Genomic DNA, 17,784 nt, shown 5'->3' on the forward strand with positions numbered 1-17,784 from the left:
CGTTTTTTATTATTTTCTCTCCGCCAACTTACTCCAAGTATGCAGAATATAAACTATGATAATTCCTAAAATTCCCGATGAAATAGAGAATATGAATTTGGTATTTTCATCATCAAAAAATCCCGAACGCCAATCTATTGCATAAACATTGATACCGATAAAAATGATAAAAAGAATTAAGAATACCTTATAAAATGTCTTCATTTTCTAATAATATTAAAAGTGAATGTAATTCTGAAACAGTTGTGCAAAGTTAGCGGTAAATAATTTAATAGAGATAGCCAAAAGGATAATTCCGAAAACTTTTTGCAAAACCTGCAAAGAACCTTCTCCCATTTTTCTCTCTATCCAAGGTGCGATCTTCAAAACCAAGTATACAAACATCGTATTGAGTATAATTCCACAAATGATATTGATATCGTGATATTCTGCCCTTAATGATAAAGTGGTGGTCAAAGTCCCGGCTCCAGCAATCAATGGAAATGCAATCGGGACAATTGAAGCGGCCTGTGGCTGATTGGTTTTATGAATTTCTATTCCAAGAATCATTTCAATCGCAATAATGAAAATAACGAAAGCTCCTGCAATCGCAAAGGAATTGACATCTACCCCAATGAATTTCAAAATTTTATCTCCGATAAAAAGAAATGAGATCATGAGTAATCCGGCTACAATTGCAGCTTTTTCTGATTCGATTTTACCAAATTTCTGACGAAGCGAAACAATAATGGGAACAGAGCCCAAAATATCGATCACGGCAAACAAGACCATAAAAGCAGTCATCGTTTCCTTTATAGAAAACCCTTCAAAAAATTCCATAATTCCATTTTAAAGATTTCGCAAAATTATAAAATATTTTTGACAATTCTTTAAAGCAATTTATAAATCGCCTTTGCATCGTTTAAAATTTCTGTTTGTTTTTCCTTAGAAGAGAAAGGAGAATATTTCTCGATATTGACTTTAGCAATCAATTCATTATATTTTTCATATTGAATCTGACCAACATCTGATTTCAAGTGACTCAAAAAGTCCATTGAGAATTTGTCATTAGAAAAAATATCTGCCTCAGATCTTAATTCTTCAAAAGCGCTAAAAAACCTATCTGTAGAACCTTCATCAATCATTTTTTTCAAATAATTAAAATGAGAATCAGAATCAAAAAAATGGTTTTTATTTCTAATCAAAGCCTCAGTTTCTTCGATCGTTACGATTGGATCAAGAGTTGTATTTTTCTTTTCCAGTTCTTTTTTCTTTTTATCTTTATATTTTTTGTTAAAATAAACGAAGAAAAGTGAGCCGAATCCAATAATCAAAAGGTTTCCGACGATACCAAACCAATTAACTGTTTTGTGTTCTTTTATTTGAAGATTTTTTGTATTGATCACAGGTGAATCCACCTTTTCCAAAACATTATTCGTATATTCATTGACTCTTTGTAAAGTCGTTTTTGCATTAGCAATATCCTGAGCATTAACAGTGTTGAGTGCTAAAAACTTAGCGCCCAACTCCACATACTTCTCTTGTTTTGGATCAAAATAAGAAAAATCTTCTGTTGTGATCTTGATATCGCCTCTTTTCTTAGGGATAATCACATATTGTGCTTCTATTTCACCTTCAATTCCATCACTTGTTGCCTTAGAATTATTAACGATTTTTGGTTCAAAAGCTTCGTAATCCGAAGAAGGCAGGATCCTAGGCAGGATCGATGGTGAAAGATTCCCATTTCCACTAACTTTTACAGCAACATTAAATGCTTTATTGATCTCAAAATTTTCTTTGTTCTTATCAATCAATTCAACTTTGACATCATATTTACCAACCGCTTCCTTGAAACTTTCCGGTGCGCCTTCCGGTAGTTTTTTGACATTAATCTTCACCTTGTTGGAAACAAGACTTCCTTTATGTCCGGCCAGAGGAACTTCAGCTCCAGGGATATCCATTACTCCGGCGACTTTCGGAACAATGACGAACATACCAACAACTTGAGAGGAGTAGTTATTCTCAGAATCCTCTATCGACTCATCAAAATTAGCAATCGACCTGATGACAAAATTTTTGCTGTAGCCAAACTTAGATGTTTCCAAATGGCGAAAACCTGAGATATTCCTGCAAAACGCTTTAAGAACTGCAACAACAGGCTCATCTTTATAAACCTCTTTCTCTTCTACCTGAAGGTTGAGATACATATTTTTAATCGGGTTGATGGAAGCTAAAGGTTTCTTTTCTGCTTCTTTAACCACAATATCGATAGGTTCTGTTTTATACATCTTCCCATTGACTTTTACCAAAGCAGAGCCTATTTTGATATTTCCCGCTTGTTTAGGGTCAAGAGCAAACTGATAAACCATTTGATTGATCCTTATCTTTTTTACGGGATCAATAAACGTATTCTGTTCTGATGCATATTCGTAATTGAATTTTGAGAAATCAGGAAGCTTTACCGGCGTTTCTTGAACAAGGTCTTCACCAAAAATCTCCAACACGACCGTGAAAACAAGAGGAGAATCCACTCTACTTTCCTTTGTACTAATTTCAGAGTAAAGATTGACCTGAGCAAACGAGAAAACCGATGCTAATGTGAATAATATGTATAAATTTTTTCTTATCATTTACCAATCCTTTTCGTTGCTTTGCGGCATCGAATTGGCTCTTTTATTTAAAATTCTTCTTGCAGTCTCTCTTTCGCGGTTTTCTATATCACGCAGGATCATTTTTTCTGCTTCTTCAGGTATTTTATTCTCCTGTTTTTTAGGTTGGTCAGGTTTTCCTTGATCTTCCCCTTTTTTATTGTCTCCTTGTCCGTTCTGTTGATCCTTTTTCTGATTTCCCTTATCGCCTTGATCTTTATTTTTCTGATCCTTTCCGTCTCCTTTGCCTTTGTTAGGGTCCTGTTTCTGCTTTTGTTTATCCTTCTTCTCTTTATCTTTCAACATGGCGATCTCATAATTCTTTCTGATTGCCTCGTTGTAAGGATCCTGCTTCAAAGCCTGTTTATACAGCTCAGCTGCTTTATCAGGATTATTGGATTGCATCTGCACATTTCCTTGGTTGTATATTGCGGCAGCTTTCTCATATTTGCTTTTTGTCAACTTTGCAGCTTTTTCATATTCTGCTGTTGCCTCTTCATACTTTTTACTTTTGAACAAAGCATTTCCAAGATTATAATGGGCTGTATAATTACTATTTTTTTCAGCAATTGCTTCCAGATATTTTCCGGAAGAAGCATTATACTCTTTGGCATCAAATTTTTTGTTTCCTTCATAGACAAGAGCATTGTAGCTTTTTTGCGCAGTCAAAAACTGTGAAGAAAAAACAAGGCTAAATACAACTATGACAAATCTAAAATCCATTGCTACAAAATTATCCGTTTTATTGTTAAAATCAATACATTAAACGTTAAAATTGGGTTAAAAAAAACATCATAAAAAGCCTTATTTTAAGGGATTTTTGTAGATATAAATCTACAAAAAATAAAAAAACCATCAAAAATCAATTCGATGGTTAAAACAGGTTCAATATAAAATTGAAAATAATCTAAAATTAACTTTAAATAAATTAAATAAAATACTATTTTTTAATATTTTACAAAAATTAATTAAAGCAAAATCTACCAATCTTTTTTCTTTAGAACAAAATAACTTCCAATTATGAAAATCAAAGACCAAATAACACACGCTATAACACTATCCCAAGGATACACGAACTTGAATTCAGCACCTAAAAGTTGAGCTAATTTAGTTCTAATTAAAGGTGATGGAATCAATCTGGACATACTTTCCAAAGGTAGATAATCTGTTACAGAAGTATGGCTTAGCATCAGCTTTTCTCTTTCCAATTGATTTTTGACATTACTTATGAAAGTAATTTTTTCTATAAATCTTAGAATTCCCTCTCCTATTGCAATGATAAAAAATCCAAGAAATACAAAAATCGATTTTCTAAATAGGATTGACAAAAACATCAAAAAAGAAAAGAATGTAAATAATTTCAAAAAGTAATTGAAAATAAAATATACTTCTTTGAAAATCAAGTCACCATCTTGGGTTGCAGAATAACTTTTACCCAAAACAAAAGCCATTACAAACACCAAAACCGTAGAAAAAGTAGTGAACACCAAAATTGTCAAAAGCTTGGAAGCAATGAACTCTTCTCTGCTTAATCCATCTATAACATTTTGTTTAAACATTCTGTTACTGAATTCCTGACAAATCGAAAAGACAATAATACAACCCAGAAAAATCTTGAGTAGACCAATAATATACGTTGTGAAATTCCAAACACCCGGAAAATCATACATTCCCTGGTCTTTCAGATTGATTGTCTGACCAAAAAGCTCAAAATCAACCAAGCCAATAAATAGCAAAACCACAAGAATAACAAAGTACAATCCTACAAAAATCTTAAATGGTGTATAATTCAGATTTTTAAGATATTCTAATTTTAAAAGGCGTATCATAAGTTATTTTGTTTTACAAGTTCTAGGAATTGAGTTTCGAGGCTTTCTTTTTTCTTCTGAAGATGAGAAAGAGCAATTCCTTTTTCGAATAATTTTTTATTGAGTTCCGAGGCTGAAATATCCGTTGAGATTTGAGCTATGATAAGATTACCTTGCTCTTTCACAGAAGAGAAAATATCGAAGGATTTCAAAGCAGAAATCAATTCAGAAAAGTTATCCGCCTTCAGTTCAAAGAATCCTTCCGTATTGCTCATGGCATCTACAGAACCAGAATAGATCGCAGTTCCTTGCTTTAGAACGATAACATGAGAACAGATTTTCTCTATCTCATCCAAAAGGTGACTTGCTACAATAATTGTCGTTCCTGATTTTGCAATTTTGTTGATGATCTCACGAATCTGGATAATTCCCTCCGGGTCCAATCCGTTTGTAGGTTCATCCAGAATCAAAACTTCAGGATCCGCCAACAAAGCCGAAGCAATTGCCAAACGTTGTTTCATTCCCAAAGAATAAGTTTTAAATGCATCTTTTTTTCTTTCCAAAAGCCTAACTACTTCCAAAACCTCATCAATTCTTGAGTAAGGGATCTCTTTGATCGTGGCAACGATCTGCAGATTTTTTTCAGCACTCAGGTAAGGATAAAAGTTGGGCTGCTCTATGATCGCACCGATTTTTTTGAGCGTGCTTGTATCCGTCCCTTCTTTTCCAAACCATTTCCAGCTGCCGGAAGTTGGGTTGATCGTAGACAGCAACATTCCAAAAGTGGTAGACTTCCCACTTCCATTCGGGCCTAGAAGACCATAAACATTGCCTTTTTCTACATCGAAGGAAATATTGTTGACCACAATGTGTTTGAATTTTTTGGTCAAATTTTTTACTTCCAAAATTTTTCCCATAGAAATATTTTATATACGAGTCTGATTCTTTACAAGATTGTTACTTTGATTTGTACGGTTTTTGTTTAAATTCATAAAAACATTTTAAAAATGATTCAAAATATCACCGAATTTTCTAAAAAACTGGACGTTTCAGAAGAAAGCATAAAACAGTTCATTCAGGATTTTGATCTTGAGATTTCTGATTGTCTTTCCCCGAATCTCAATATTACTTCAAATTTTGAAAAATTTGCCACAGAAAATAAGGAATTTCTAAAAAAATACGATGAAGACCTGAACATTGAAAAAACAGTGGATGACATCTCAAAAAAAATCCATCAGCCCAAAGAAAAAATCGAGGAAATCATCCTGAATCAATTTCCAAATATCTATGACAACGGCATCTACAAATCGTCAATATCGACATTTAATATAGATAACAAACTTGGTGGAAATTATCAGTTCGTTTATAATTATTTTGGAGATAAAACGGAACTTAAACAAAGAGATTTTATTGGTTATAGAGACTTATTTTTCTATATTTCAGATATGCTGGAGCCTTTTCTTAATCCGAAACAAGCAGAAAACTGGGGAATCCAGAAAGCAGCCGGAATTGTTGTTTATGGACCTCCTGGAAGTGGAAAGATTTTCTGGGCCAAGAAAATTGCAGAAATGATTGGTTTTGATTTTTTTGAGATCCGAAAATCTCAATTGAAATCGATTCTAATGACTGACAAAAGAACAAATTTTGAAGAGTATCTCTCCCAAATGTTCAAAAAAGAGAAAGCTGTATTGTTTCTTGAAAATTTTGATGAAATAATGATGCAAAGACAGGAAAACCAAATCATCAATCATGATTATGAAGATGTCAAAGAAAGCACACTTCACAACATCGAAAAATTCGAAAAAGAAAATATCCTCATGATCGGTTCTGCAAAGGAATTGATTGGAATAGAATCCGAGATCCTTGCGCCGGGAAGGTTTGATGTTTTGATTCCTGTTTTTCCACCCAACAAGCAGGAACGCGCAGAAATGCTTCTTTTTAACATGACAAAAAACCTGAATGAGAATGCAACCTTGTTAAAAATATTAGAGAATAATAAGGCGGATCAAATCCCTTTTTGGAAAGAGACTGCTGAAAAAATGAAAGTTTTCTCTAATACGATGCTGATAGATTTCACCCAAAGTCTAAAGAAAAGAATCAGAAGCCTATATTTGAAAAATAAGACTGAAAATATCCAGATCGGCCAACGAGTTTTGGAAGCTTGCCTAAAGGAATCTGCTTCTAAATTAACCGGAGAATATCTCAATAATGTTCAAGAATTTTTATCCGAAGCAGAAGATAATTCTTATGACCGTTTTGCAGGAAGAATCGAAGATCTAAAGCAAGAACTTGAAGCTTACAAAGCGAAAGAAGAACCTGTCAGAACAATTGGATTTCATACTGACGATGAATAAAAAAGCCTGAATAATTCAGGCTTTCATTTTATAAAAATTTTGGATTTTGGCGGTCAGGTTTTTGAGGATTGTCAACATTATCTATCTGCTTGGAAACTGCCATTGCAGCAACCAGATCATTGAGCATTGAACTTGCAGCGGTTGGCGTGTTAGGCAGCAAAACCAGATTTGAGCGATTGTTTGCTCCAATAGATTGTAATGTATCATAATGCTGAGTTACAACAATAAGGGCGGAAGCTTCGTGTGGTTCTATCTGAACGCTATTCAACATTTTGACTGATTCTTCCAGTCCTTTTGCGATCTCTCGTCTTTGGTCTGCTATACCTTGTCCCTGTAGTTTTTTGGATTCTGCCTCTGCCTTTGCGACTGCCACGATTCTGATTCTTTGAGCTTCAGATTCGTATTCCGCAGCTGTTTTCTCTCTTTCTGCCGCATTGATCCTGTTCATCGCATGTTTCACTTGTTCATCCGGGTCGATATCAGTCACCAAAGCTTTGATAATATCATAACCATAACTGTTCATAGCCTCCTGGAGCTCACCTTTTACCGCTACCGCTATATCATCTTTTCTTACGAAAACATCATCCAGTTTCAGTTTTGGAACCTCTGCTCTCACAACATCGAAAACGAAAGAAGTAATTTGCGACTCAGGATTTTCCAGTCTATAATAAGCATCTCCAACCTGTGTCCTGATAACCTGATACTGGACAGAAACTTTCATTTTAATAAAAACATTGTCCAAAGTTTTGGTATCGATCATCACATCCAGCTGTTGAATTCGAAGATTCATCCTTTTAGAAATCTGATCAATGTAAGGAATTTTGAGATGAAGACCTGCATGTCTTACAGAATGAAATTTCCCCAACCGTTCAACAATTGCAGCTGTTTCCTGTTTTACCGTAAAGAAGGAAGCGAACAATGTGATCAGTCCAAAAAATACTATAAATCCAATGTATATCATAATTTGTTTTTTTTCTAAAGATAATTTTTTTCGAGGATAATCACAAGTTTAAATTAAAAAAGAAAACCAAAAACAGATATTATTAAAATCTTAACATAATCGATAAAAACAAAAATTAAATATAGAAAAACAATATTCAAAAAGTCTTTATTCGTAAAGATTTTCTAAATTTGTTGTAATAATAATCTAATATGAAGAAAAAATTACTATTTGTTGTTGCAGGTCTTGCAATAGCACCATTTTTAAGAGCTCAAAATGTTTCAGTTTTCAATGACGTTCCTTTCTATAGTATGTATCACTATCTTGGAGAGGGGGAAACTATGCCGGCAGAAGCTTATTCTCAAATTCCGGCTGGGGCAATCCGTCTGCATGCTTATGAACAAGATATAATTTCCAGAAAATTAACCGACTCAGAAATTGCATCTATAGGAAGCAGTGTAAAAATGAATATCACTTTAATTGCCGCTTGTGACAACTACGACAGACTTGCAGGTGTTAATCTTGTTCTTGTACCAAAAGGTGCAACGACTTATACTTATAATCAAAGTGATATCAAACGTATCGAAATAGGACGTTTCATTACACCTTTCATGAACAAAAATATTTCTCCGACTCAGGTTCCATACAGCTTTCAGGTAAATAATATTTCGAATATATTGCATGATATTGTTCTATCCGCCACATATGATTTCTGGATCGAGTTCCGAGCAGACGGATATTCTGCCGCGGCCAATACGCAAGTTGCAGGTTGTGCCGACAGAACAGATGTTTTCCGCGGCAATCTGGAATTTGTTACCAGCGGAACTGTAACACCTTCCCAAAACTTTTTCTTACCACTTTCCTATCGTCAAAATCTGAATAATTATAATGCTACGGATGTACCCGGACAAACTACCAGATTGGTCACTTTCACCCTTGATCAGGCGGTTCCAAATGCCATTTTACATTTAAGTACATCTAACCACGGTTCAAACTCCGGAGGTGAAGAATATGTAAAAAGGATACATAATGTCTATCTGGATGACCAACTGGTAAGCCAATATATGCCTGGTGGAAAAAACTGTGAAGATTACAGACAATATAATACCCAAGGAAATGGGATCTATGGAACGACAGCAAAAACTTTAAGAGGCTGGATCTCCTGGAACAACTGGTGTCCGGGTGATGTGATCCCGAATCGTGAAGTAAGCCTTGGCAATTTAGCAGCAGGAACCCACACAATAAAAATTGATGTTCCAACAGCTGTATTTACTGGCCAGCAAGGTTATTTCCCAATTTCTATGTACATCCAGAATCAGAAAAGCGGAGATATCATTTGTGCTGCACCTTATGATCTGAAAATAGCCAATCAGTTAAATACAACTGTTGACCTGGAGTGGAAAGAATCCGGAACGTCCAACCAATGGCAAACACTTTGGGGAAGAAGAAATGTATTCACAACAGCTGGAGCCGAAGTTTACCGTGACATAGAGAACGATCCAAAAGATACAAGAACGGACCTGACCGTTAATTGGATCTATGAAACTTATGTCAAATCAAAATGTACAGATGACAAAAGCAGTGTTTGGTATGGTCCAATCTATTCCACACAGATCAAGCTAGGAACTGATGATATCAACGTACAAAAAACATCCGTTTATCCGAACCCTGTAAAAGATCTTATTAACATCAGCACAACAGCCAAAGTAAGCAAAGTCTCTGTTTATAATGTGGACGGTAAAATATTACTGGAAGATAATTCCACAAAAATCGATCTTTCTAAATTATCATCCGGTGTCTATCTAATGAAAATAGATTTTGCAGATGGCAAATCCCAAACTCAGAAAGTTATAAAACAATAATTTTTGTTTCTAAAATTCCTGCTTAGTTAGCAGGAATTTTTATTTAATTCAAAAAAATATTTAAGTTTGAAAAAACGTTCTTATTTAATGAGATATTTCTTCTTTCTTATTCTATTGTTCATTGTTTCCTGTAAAACCTACCATTCTAATGCAGAGTTTTCAACCTATTCCAACAGAAATCAAATCAAAATAAAAAAGGTTAATAACTTCCGATATTTAGGTGGAATTAAAAATTCAGAAGGAAAGATTCTAAAGGATAGTTTGATTTACAGAAGCGGAAACCTTCATAAACTCAGAAGATCTTCTTTTGGTGAAATTGGGAATATAAAAATCAACAAGATAATTGACCTTAGAACCCAGCAGGAAATAAAAAAGGCACCAGACCGATTACCAAAAAATATAGCTTATCTACATTACCCTGCCTTCGAAGATGAAAACGGAGAGCTGAAGGATGCCAAAAAGCAAGTTCTAAAAGGTCGATTTCATAAAGCGGATGCAAATAAAAGAATGACACAATTCTATAAGGATTATGTTTCTGAAAACCCAGAAGTGATTAAGAAAATAATTACTGAGATTCTGGATTCCGGTCATCCTATTCTTTATCATTGCACTGCTGGAAAAGACAGAACAGGAATGATAACAGCATTAATCTTAAAAATTTTAAGATTTGATAATACTGTAATTTTTGAAGAATATTTACAATCCAACAACTTTCGTGAGAAAATCATTCAAAAAAGATTGGATCTTGCCAATAACTTACACTTTATCTATCCTAAATTAGACATCGGTGTTTTGGAAAAAACGGGTTGGATAGAACGAGACTACCTACAATCCGCTTTTGATGAGATTGATAAAAAATATGGTTCGATGGATAATTACATCCATAAGGTTTTAGGAATTTCTGAAAATCAAAGAGAGATTTACATTCAGAAATTTTTACAATAAAAAAGCAGTCAAAATCGACTGCCTTATTTTTTATCCGTTGACTTGTTTTCCGTTTTATTTTTTTTTCTCCCTGAATTGATTAGACTTTGATTGATAATATACTCTAGTTGTCCATTCACACTTCGGAATTCATCTGCTGCCCATTTCTCCAGTAATTTATACATCTCATCATCCAATCGTAAAACAAAACTCTTCTTCATCAATACTTTTTTTGGATTAATTATAAAGTGTTCCGGCGTTCAGGATTGGTTGCGCCGCTTTTTCACCACATAAAACAACCATAAGATTGCTTACCATTGCAGCTTTTCTTTCGTCATCCAATTCAACAATATTTTCTGCCGATAGTTTTTTCAATGCCATATCCACCATTCCAACAGCACCTTCAACAATTTTTGCTCTAGCAGCTACAATCGCCGTTGCTTGCTGTCTCTGTAACATAGCTCCTGCAATTTCTGATGCATAAGCCAAATGGCTGATTCTCGCTTCCTGAACAACAATTCCTGCAGTTGAAAGTCGGTCTGTCAATTCTTTTTCAAGAATATGATTAACATTGTCACCACCATCACGAAGCGTTATTTCAGCTTTTTCGTCTTCCAGGTTATCATAAGGAAAACTTACCGCCAAATGTCGAACTGCCGCCTCACTTTGGATCCTCACATATTCCATATAACGCTCCACATCAAAAGCTGCTTTGTAAGTATCGCCAACTTTCCAAACAATTACAGCTCCAATTTCTATTGGATTTCCCATTTTGTCATTCACTTTCAAAGTTTGTCCCTGAAGATTTTCTGACCGAAGACTCATTCTTTGTGTTGAGTACAGGGGATTAATGAAAAATAGGCCATTAGCTTTTACAGTTCCAACGTATTTACCAAAAAAACTAAGCACTCTTGAATGATTCGGTTGAATAATCATCAATCCTTTCAGAAAAAAGACAAATGCAACAAAAGAAAGCACTCCAAAAATCACTGAAAGAGGATTATTATTGCTAGCTCCGCTGATAACAAGAAAGATACTTAATCCAAAGAGAACAAGACTGATCACTAATGCCAGAAAGCCTGATAAAGGTTTTACAATTTTTTCCATAGTATTTAATTTGATATTAATTTGATATCATAAATATACTATTTATTTTAATACAAAAAAAATAAAAAACCGAACCTAATTAAAAGTCCGGCTAATTAATTTTATCTGATAAAACTTATGGTTCCACTTGTGTTCTTTTCTCTTGCTTTTCATTCAGTTTTTTATACTTGAACCAAGCAGCTATCGATAACACCAACATATAACCTAAGCTGATATAAACCCAAAGTGGCAAAGGAATGGGATCTCCTTTTGCATATGAGTGCAATCCTGACAAGTAATAATTCACTCCGAAATAGGTCATTACCATAGAACAAAATGCGAACATTGTTACCACGTGGAAAGTATATCTGCCTCTCAATCCCGGAACCAATCTCATATGGATTACGAACGCATAAATTATAATCGAAATGAAAGCCCAGGTTTCTTTCGGGTCCCAGCTCCAGTAGCGTCCCCAAGATTCGTTGGCCCAGATTCCACCCAAGAAGTTTCCGATTGTTAAGGCTAATAATCCGATATTAAGGGACATTTCGCTTACAATGGCTAATTCTTTCAACGTTGTGTCGTTATGTCTTTTGAAAGTCTCTTTGTTGGAAATCACATAGAAAATCAATGAAATCATTGCAATCAACATTGATAAAGAGAAGAATCCGTAGCTGGATGTGATGATGGCCACGTGGACTACCAACCAGTAAGATTTAAGAACCGGAACCAATGGTGTAATCTGCGGGTCAAGCGCTGAACCTCCGTGCGCAAATCCCATCATAATCACCGCCACCAAGAATCCTGCTGCAGGAATCAAGGTATTTGAATTTCTGTACAAAGCAAATCCTGCCGAAATCCCAACCCAAGAGATAAAAATAATCGCTTCGTAACCGTTACTCCAAGGCGCATGACCAGAGATGTACCATCTTCCTACCAAACCTAAGAAATGGAATATATAACCAACTGCTCCGATATAAATTAATGATTTTACAACATTGTGAAGAATCTTGCTCGGTTTAAACAATTCTACAAAACCTAAAATCAATAATAAACTTCCAATAATGGTATAGAAAATCAACAATTTGAAGTTGATATCCAAGGTATTCATCAAAACTTCCAGCTTAACTTTAGTTTCAGAAGGCACTACATTTTTGCCCCATTTTTGTTGGTACTCCTCTACTTTTTTCAGTTCCGCATCTGCTTTTGCCCAGCTTCCGCCTTGTGTTGCCATCAGAACACTTGACAAATAAGGTCCTAAAACTGCCTGTGCATTTTCATCCGGTTCAAAAGTAGGTGTCATTACAGAATTCCAAGTGTGATTTGGGTCATTTTTGACAGGAACTGTGCGGAAGTATTGATATGACATAATTCCGTTCAATACCTGAACTTTGTCATTTAACTTGATAACCGCTTCGTCGTATCTTGTTCTTTCAGAAGCTTTCTTTCTGAAGGCGTCATTATAATCATCTTCCAAAACAAAACGAAGATTTCCATTTTTATCTGCAGGGAATAGTTTAATCAAACTTGTAAAACCTTCATCTGTCGCCTTTGTTTTAGCTCTAAGGTCTTTTCCAACTTTTCCAGCAGTTTCGATTTTGATGATGTTGACTTGTGCCCAGAACATCGGGTCAATTGTCGCCGCCAAAAACCATTGATTAGCATCCAAATCCTGAAACTTGGAACGTGAAGTTAGCTTATGTAAAATATCAAGTGCCTGTGTGTTAGCCGGAACAATACGTCCTTCGTAATTCTGAACCAAAAGATAGGCGAATTTGTCTGCATGTTCTTTACTGATTTCGATATTTTTCACCATCGCATCCGCATCTATGACTGCAGGATTTTTGTTAGGCGATGTTGGCGCAGCAGCTTCAGAATGAGAATGACCTTCGTGACTGCCATCTTTGCCGTGCATATCGATTTCCTGAGCATTAAGTCCGAAACTTAATAAAAGTAAAAGAACAGCAGCTGCCTTTTTTTTGCTGATTGTTTTCAACATTTGGTTTAAGCTCCAGAAACGAGAACCTTTCCAGAACATCGTTACGAACATTCCTAAAAACAAGAATGCATAACCGATATAACTGATCAAAGTTCCCCAGAAATCGTGGTTTACAGACAGAACTGTTCCTTTTCTATCCGGGTCAAAACTTGCCTGGAAAAATCTATAACCTTTGTAATTAAGAACGTGGTTCATATAAATATTGTAAGGTGTTTCTTTTCCTTCGTCAACGATTCTCACGTGAGATTCATAAGCCGATGGTGAAGAACTTCCCGGATAAGTTTCCATTACAAATTTTTCCAGTTTAAGTGCAAAAGGCTGTGTGAAATAAATCTTTGGTCCGAAACCTAGCATTATGTCAAGACCATCAATTTTGATTTGTTTGTAATTATTCGGATTTCCTTTTTCTACAACAAGGTCAACAATCTGTTTTGTTTTCGGTCCGGCAACTTCTACCTTCAGCATATCCGGGACATCTTTATCTTTTTGTTTGTCACCTTCATAAGCTACCAATTTTCCTCGTTTTGTTCCTTCCGGAATTACTAATTTCAATTGGTCAATCGTATAAAGACTTCTCAAAACCAAAGGCTGGAACTCATCTTTTTTAGTTGTTCCGGTTGCTTGCGTTGCCATTGTCATATAAGCTGCATCAGTTGGTGTTTTGATATAAAGCTGTCCGTCTTTTTTCTGGAATTCAACCGCACCTTCGATAGCCGTTCTGTTATAACTCACCAAAGTTCCATTGATATTCTGAACCTCGCCTTCTCCTAAATAAATGTTTTGACGACCACCCATATCGCTGGTAGAAACTAAATGCAAGAATTCCTTCCCGTTTCCAGCAACCAGACTATCTTTCTTTCTTTGAATATAATCCAGAGCTTTTACCACAATCTTTTCTTTTCCCAAGAAATCGTAAGTCGCTTGGAAATCGTGATGAAGCGGCGACATCAAGTACGGAACATCGTGGTAATTCTGTTGGTCACCTTTTTCCTCAATTTTGATCTTGAAGAAATGTTTATCGGTGATGATTTCATTATTGGTTTCGCCTTCACGGATGTGCATAGTTCCCTCGAAACTGATGTAACGTGTGATTGCGCCTCCAATGAAAATCAAAACAAAAGCCAAGTGAAAAACCAAGATCGGCCACTTTTCTTTTTTATAAAGTCTGTATCGCCCAATGTTTCCAATAAAGTTGAGAATCAATATAAACATAACAGCTTCAAACCATTTTGCTTCATATATAAGCGCTTTTGCAGTTGGTGTTCCGTAATCGTTTTCGATAAAGGTTGCAACTGCCATAGAAATAGCGAAAACCAGCAATAGAAAAGCCATCGTTCGCGTAGAAATAAGAATATCTTGTATCTTTTTCATTCTAAAAATTATGATTGACAAAAATAAGGATGATAAAGGACAACAGCATCAAAAAAAACTGTTATTTGTCATTTTGAAAGTCCTAAACGTTATTTTGAAACATTCTTAATAAGGCTTTTCAAACTGATAATTAGAATGCTAAAAACTCATATAATTTTAAGAAAAATTAAAAATAACTCTCAACAATATATATGACTAATAAAAAACATTAAATTTGCATCTATTGACCTTTTTTGAAAATGAACAACAAACAAAATACGACCTCCAACTCAAGCAAGATCATCTCAAAACCAAGGATAATTTCGGGTGTTATGCTCATCATATTATCAATTGTTTTAACACTTTCTTTCGTCTCTTATCTGATGAATTGGAAAGCGGACCAAAGTCAAGCAGGAACTATGGCTGACAAAACAGTACAATCTTCCAATCTTTTCGGAAAAATTGGTGATTGGCTGGGAAATCTTTTCATCTTTGAAAGTATTGGTGTTGCGGCATTTGTAGTAGCATTTTTATGTTTTGTTTTTGGAACTTTGGTTTTCAAGAAGAATTATTTCAAACCTTGGAAAACCATTTCGCACAGTTTATTTTTCATTTGCTGGACTCCGATTTTCTTTGGTGCAGTAACCAATGGCGAAGGTGTTCTTGGCGGTGTTTACGGTTATCAGATCATGGATTATCTGAAATCTTATATCGGCTCTGTGGGACTTTGGATGGTTCTTTTAGTAAGTTTTGCTTTGTATTTTGTTTTGGAATTCAATCTAAAACCAAGTTCTATCAAGAATAAACTGAATGATATTAATGATAATACTTTCGGGAAACTTAAAAGTCTGATGCCGGATTCCGACGATGAATTTGAAGCGGATGAAGAACTGGAAAAAGAAATCGTTCATGAAAATATTTCGGTTAATTCAAATCCTGTAACTGACAATGATTTCAGCAATATCAAAGTTACTCAGGATTTTGAACCAATCAAAACACCAAATCAAACATCTTTCAGAGAAGAGATAAAAGAACCGATTAAAGAATCTGTTCCCGAACCAATCATATTATCTTCTACTCCAACTCAGCCTCAAAAACCATTTGTGGAAACGCCTGTTGCAAAAGTTGAAGATGACATTACTTTCAATGTAGAAATTAAAAAAGACGAAGATTTTGCAGTAAGTCCGGAACAGCAAAAATCTGATGATTTGGTTAGCAAACACGGTTTATATGACCATAAATTGGATCTGGCAAAATTCCAGATGCCTTCAGTTGAGTTATTGAAAGATTATGGAAACGAGGAAATTACTATTAATAAAGACGAACTCGAAGAAAATAAAAACAGAATTGTTGGTTTATTGAAAACCTTCAATGTAGGAATCTCTGAAATCAAAGCGACAATTGGCCCAACGGTTACACTTTACGAAATCGTACCGGAAGCAGGAATCCGAGTTGCAGCAATCAAAAAACTACAGGACGATATTGCGCTGAATCTTTCCGCACTAGGAATCAGAATCATTGCACCTATGCCAGGGAAAGGAACAATCGGAATCGAGGTTCCAAGAAAAAATCCGACTATGGTTTCGATGCGTTCGGTTGTAGCTTCGCCGAAATTCCAGTCCGCAGATATGGATTTGCCAATCGTTTTTGGACGAACAATTTCCAATGAAGTCTTCGTGGCCGATCTTGCAAAAATGCCTCACCTTTTGATGGCTGGAGCAACAGGACAAGGAAAATCTGTTGGAATCAATGCTATTTTAACGTCATTGATCTATAAAAAACATCCAAGCGAACTGAAATTCGTTATGGTTGACCCGAAGAAAGTGGAATTATCACTTTATTCAAAAATCGAAAGACATTATCTGGCGAAACTTCCTGATACAGAAGATGCGATCATCACAGACAATGCGAAAGTAATTAATACGCTGAATTCTCTTTGTATTGAGATGGACGACCGCTACGAATTGCTGAAAAATGCATTCTGTAAAAACATCAAAGAATACAATGCCAAGTTTGCTCAAAGAAAACTGAATCCTGAAAACGGGCACAGATATCTGCCTTATATTGTTCTAGTTGTGGACGAATTTGCAGACCTTATTATGACTGCAGGAAAAGAAGTGGAACATCCGATAGCAAGATTAGCACAGTTAGCGAGAGCGATTGGAATTCACTTAATTGTTGCGACACAAAGACCTTCGGTTAACGTAATCACGGGTATGATCAAAGCGAATTTCCCTGCGAGGGTTGCTTTCCGTGTAATTTCCGGAGTGGATTCTAAAACGATTTTGGATTCTCCCGGTGCGGAGCAATTGGTTGGAAAAGGCGATATGCTTTATTTCAACGGAAATGATTTGACCCGTTTACAATGTGCGTTTGTAGATACGCCGGAAGTTGAGAGAATCGCAGAATTCGTTGGTGAGCAAAAAGGTTATTCTGACGCTTATCTCCTTCCTGAATATTCTGGGGAAGATGCAACTTCAACCGTTGGGGCATTTGATCCAAATGAGAAAGATGCTTTGTTTGAAGAAGGCGCAAGGATTGTGGTTTCCACCCAACAAGGTTCGACATCTATGCTGCAAAGACAATTGAAATTGGGTTATAACAGAGCCGGAAGAATCATGGACCAACTGGAAGCAGCTGGCGTTGTTGGAGGTTTCAATGGTGCGAAAGCAAGAGAGGTTTTGATTTCTGACCTCAACTCTTTGGAGAGATTGCTGGATGAATTAAAAGGAAGATAATTATTAAATAAATTTGATATAAAAAAAGCTCAAAGATTACTTGGAGCTTTTTATTTGTTTTTGACTATTTTTGAATAAGATTTCACTAGGAATTTG

14 protein-coding genes are annotated in these 17,784 nt (G+C 35.4%); 4 read left to right on the forward strand and 10 right to left on the reverse strand.

What is annotated here, in order from left to right:
- Window positions 1–9 precede the first annotated feature (9 nt).
- From RTX21_RS11705 to RTX21_RS11730, 6 genes are all read right to left on the reverse strand, one after another.
- The gene (locus RTX21_RS11705; protein WP_312767876.1) at window positions 10–204 is read right to left on the reverse strand and encodes a hypothetical protein; all 195 of its coding nucleotides are present in this window, start codon (window positions 202–204) and stop codon (window positions 10–12) included.
- 12 nt (window positions 205–216) lie between these two features.
- Window positions 217–819: a MarC family protein gene (locus tag RTX21_RS11710; RefSeq protein ID WP_312767877.1), complete on the reverse strand. Its 603-nt coding sequence runs from the start codon at window positions 817–819 to the stop codon at window positions 217–219.
- A gap of 50 nt (window positions 820–869) precedes the next feature.
- Window positions 870–2,609: a BatD family protein gene (locus RTX21_RS11715; protein ID WP_312767878.1), complete on the reverse strand. Its 1,740-nt coding sequence runs from the start codon at window positions 2,607–2,609 to the stop codon at window positions 870–872.
- Entirely contained in the window at window positions 2,610–3,350 is a 741-nt protein-coding gene (locus RTX21_RS11720) for a tetratricopeptide repeat protein (RefSeq protein WP_312767879.1), read from the reverse strand.
- Between the two features lie 257 nt (window positions 3,351–3,607).
- On the reverse strand, window positions 3,608–4,456 hold the full coding sequence (locus tag RTX21_RS11725) for an ABC transporter permease subunit (protein ID WP_312767881.1): 849 nt from the start codon (window positions 4,454–4,456) through the stop codon (window positions 3,608–3,610).
- On the reverse strand, window positions 4,453–5,352 hold the full coding sequence (locus RTX21_RS11730) for an ATP-binding cassette domain-containing protein (RefSeq protein WP_312767882.1): 900 nt from the start codon (window positions 5,350–5,352) through the stop codon (window positions 4,453–4,455). The genes RTX21_RS11725 and RTX21_RS11730 overlap by 4 nt, the downstream gene beginning before the upstream one ends.
- A 90-nt stretch (window positions 5,353–5,442) precedes the next feature.
- On the opposite strand from RTX21_RS11730, the gene RTX21_RS11735 reads away from it, so the two are divergent.
- Window positions 5,443–6,789 carry an AAA family ATPase gene (locus RTX21_RS11735; RefSeq protein WP_312767883.1) on the forward strand — a complete coding sequence of 449 codons (1,347 nt, stop codon included), beginning with the start codon at window positions 5,443–5,445 and terminating at the stop codon, window positions 6,787–6,789.
- Between the two features lie 28 nt (window positions 6,790–6,817).
- Here RTX21_RS11735 and RTX21_RS11740 read toward each other — a convergent pair whose 3' ends face one another.
- On the reverse strand, window positions 6,818–7,750 hold the full coding sequence (locus tag RTX21_RS11740) for an SPFH domain-containing protein (protein WP_312767885.1): 933 nt from the start codon (window positions 7,748–7,750) through the stop codon (window positions 6,818–6,820).
- A 191-nt stretch (window positions 7,751–7,941) separates the two neighbouring features.
- Between RTX21_RS11740 and RTX21_RS11745 the strand changes: the two genes are divergently transcribed.
- A complete protein-coding gene (locus RTX21_RS11745; RefSeq protein WP_312767887.1) occupies window positions 7,942–9,591 on the forward strand; it encodes a peptide-N-glycosidase F-related protein in 1,650 nt (549 codons plus the stop codon).
- Between the two features lie 87 nt (window positions 9,592–9,678).
- Window positions 9,679–10,536 (forward strand): tyrosine-protein phosphatase, encoded by an 858-nt coding sequence (locus RTX21_RS11750; RefSeq protein WP_312767888.1) that lies wholly within the window; start codon window positions 9,679–9,681, stop codon window positions 10,534–10,536.
- Window positions 10,537–10,559: 23 nt separating this feature from the next.
- On the opposite strand, the gene RTX21_RS11755 is transcribed toward RTX21_RS11750, so the two are convergent.
- From RTX21_RS11755 to ccsB, 3 genes are all read right to left on the reverse strand, one after another.
- On the reverse strand, window positions 10,560–10,736 hold the full coding sequence (locus RTX21_RS11755) for an Arc family DNA-binding protein (RefSeq protein ID WP_409414978.1): 177 nt from the start codon (window positions 10,734–10,736) through the stop codon (window positions 10,560–10,562).
- A gap of 16 nt (window positions 10,737–10,752) precedes the next feature.
- Window positions 10,753–11,622 (reverse strand): SPFH domain-containing protein, encoded by an 870-nt coding sequence (locus RTX21_RS11760; RefSeq protein ID WP_312767890.1) that lies wholly within the window; start codon window positions 11,620–11,622, stop codon window positions 10,753–10,755.
- A gap of 115 nt (window positions 11,623–11,737) precedes the next feature.
- Window positions 11,738–14,971, reverse strand: coding sequence for a c-type cytochrome biogenesis protein CcsB (gene ccsB / locus RTX21_RS11765; RefSeq protein ID WP_312767892.1), 3,234 nt, complete (start codon window positions 14,969–14,971; stop codon window positions 11,738–11,740).
- A 239-nt stretch (window positions 14,972–15,210) separates the two neighbouring features.
- Between ccsB and RTX21_RS11770 the strand changes: the two genes are divergently transcribed.
- Window positions 15,211–17,688 carry a DNA translocase FtsK gene (locus RTX21_RS11770; protein ID WP_312767894.1) on the forward strand — a complete coding sequence of 826 codons (2,478 nt, stop codon included), beginning with the start codon at window positions 15,211–15,213 and terminating at the stop codon, window positions 17,686–17,688.
- Window positions 17,689–17,784: the final 96 nt, after the last annotated feature.

The sequence above is a fragment of the Epilithonimonas sp. genome (assembly GCF_032054305.1).
Lineage (GTDB): Bacteria > Bacteroidota > Bacteroidia > Flavobacteriales > Weeksellaceae > Epilithonimonas.

Coding starts and splice junctions, on each gene's coding strand:
- RTX21_RS11740 (WP_312767885.1), bottom strand. CDS start 7,750: ATGATATACATTGGATTTATAGTATTTTTTGGACTGATCACATTGTTC.
- RTX21_RS11710 (WP_312767877.1), bottom strand. CDS start 819: ATGGAATTTTTTGAAGGGTTTTCTATAAAGGAAACGATGACTGCTTTT.
- RTX21_RS11760 (WP_312767890.1), bottom strand. CDS start 11,622: ATGGAAAAAATTGTAAAACCTTTATCAGGCTTTCTGGCATTAGTGATC.
- RTX21_RS11730 (WP_312767882.1), bottom strand. CDS start 5,352: ATGGGAAAAATTTTGGAAGTAAAAAATTTGACCAAAAAATTCAAACAC.
- RTX21_RS11705 (WP_312767876.1), bottom strand. CDS start 204: ATGAAGACATTTTATAAGGTATTCTTAATTCTTTTTATCATTTTTATC.
- RTX21_RS11715 (WP_312767878.1), bottom strand. CDS start 2,609: ATGATAAGAAAAAATTTATACATATTATTCACATTAGCATCGGTTTTC.
- RTX21_RS11725 (WP_312767881.1), bottom strand. CDS start 4,456: ATGATACGCCTTTTAAAATTAGAATATCTTAAAAATCTGAATTATACA.
- RTX21_RS11745 (WP_312767887.1), top strand. CDS start 7,942: ATGAAGAAAAAATTACTATTTGTTGTTGCAGGTCTTGCAATAGCACCA.
- ccsB (WP_312767892.1), bottom strand. CDS start 14,971: ATGAAAAAGATACAAGATATTCTTATTTCTACGCGAACGATGGCTTTT.
- RTX21_RS11750 (WP_312767888.1), top strand. CDS start 9,679: ATGAGATATTTCTTCTTTCTTATTCTATTGTTCATTGTTTCCTGTAAA.
- RTX21_RS11735 (WP_312767883.1), top strand. CDS start 5,443: ATGATTCAAAATATCACCGAATTTTCTAAAAAACTGGACGTTTCAGAA.
- RTX21_RS11720 (WP_312767879.1), bottom strand. CDS start 3,350: ATGGATTTTAGATTTGTCATAGTTGTATTTAGCCTTGTTTTTTCTTCA.
- RTX21_RS11755 (WP_409414978.1), bottom strand. CDS start 10,736: ATGAAGAAGAGTTTTGTTTTACGATTGGATGATGAGATGTATAAATTA.
- RTX21_RS11770 (WP_312767894.1), top strand. CDS start 15,211: ATGAACAACAAACAAAATACGACCTCCAACTCAAGCAAGATCATCTCA.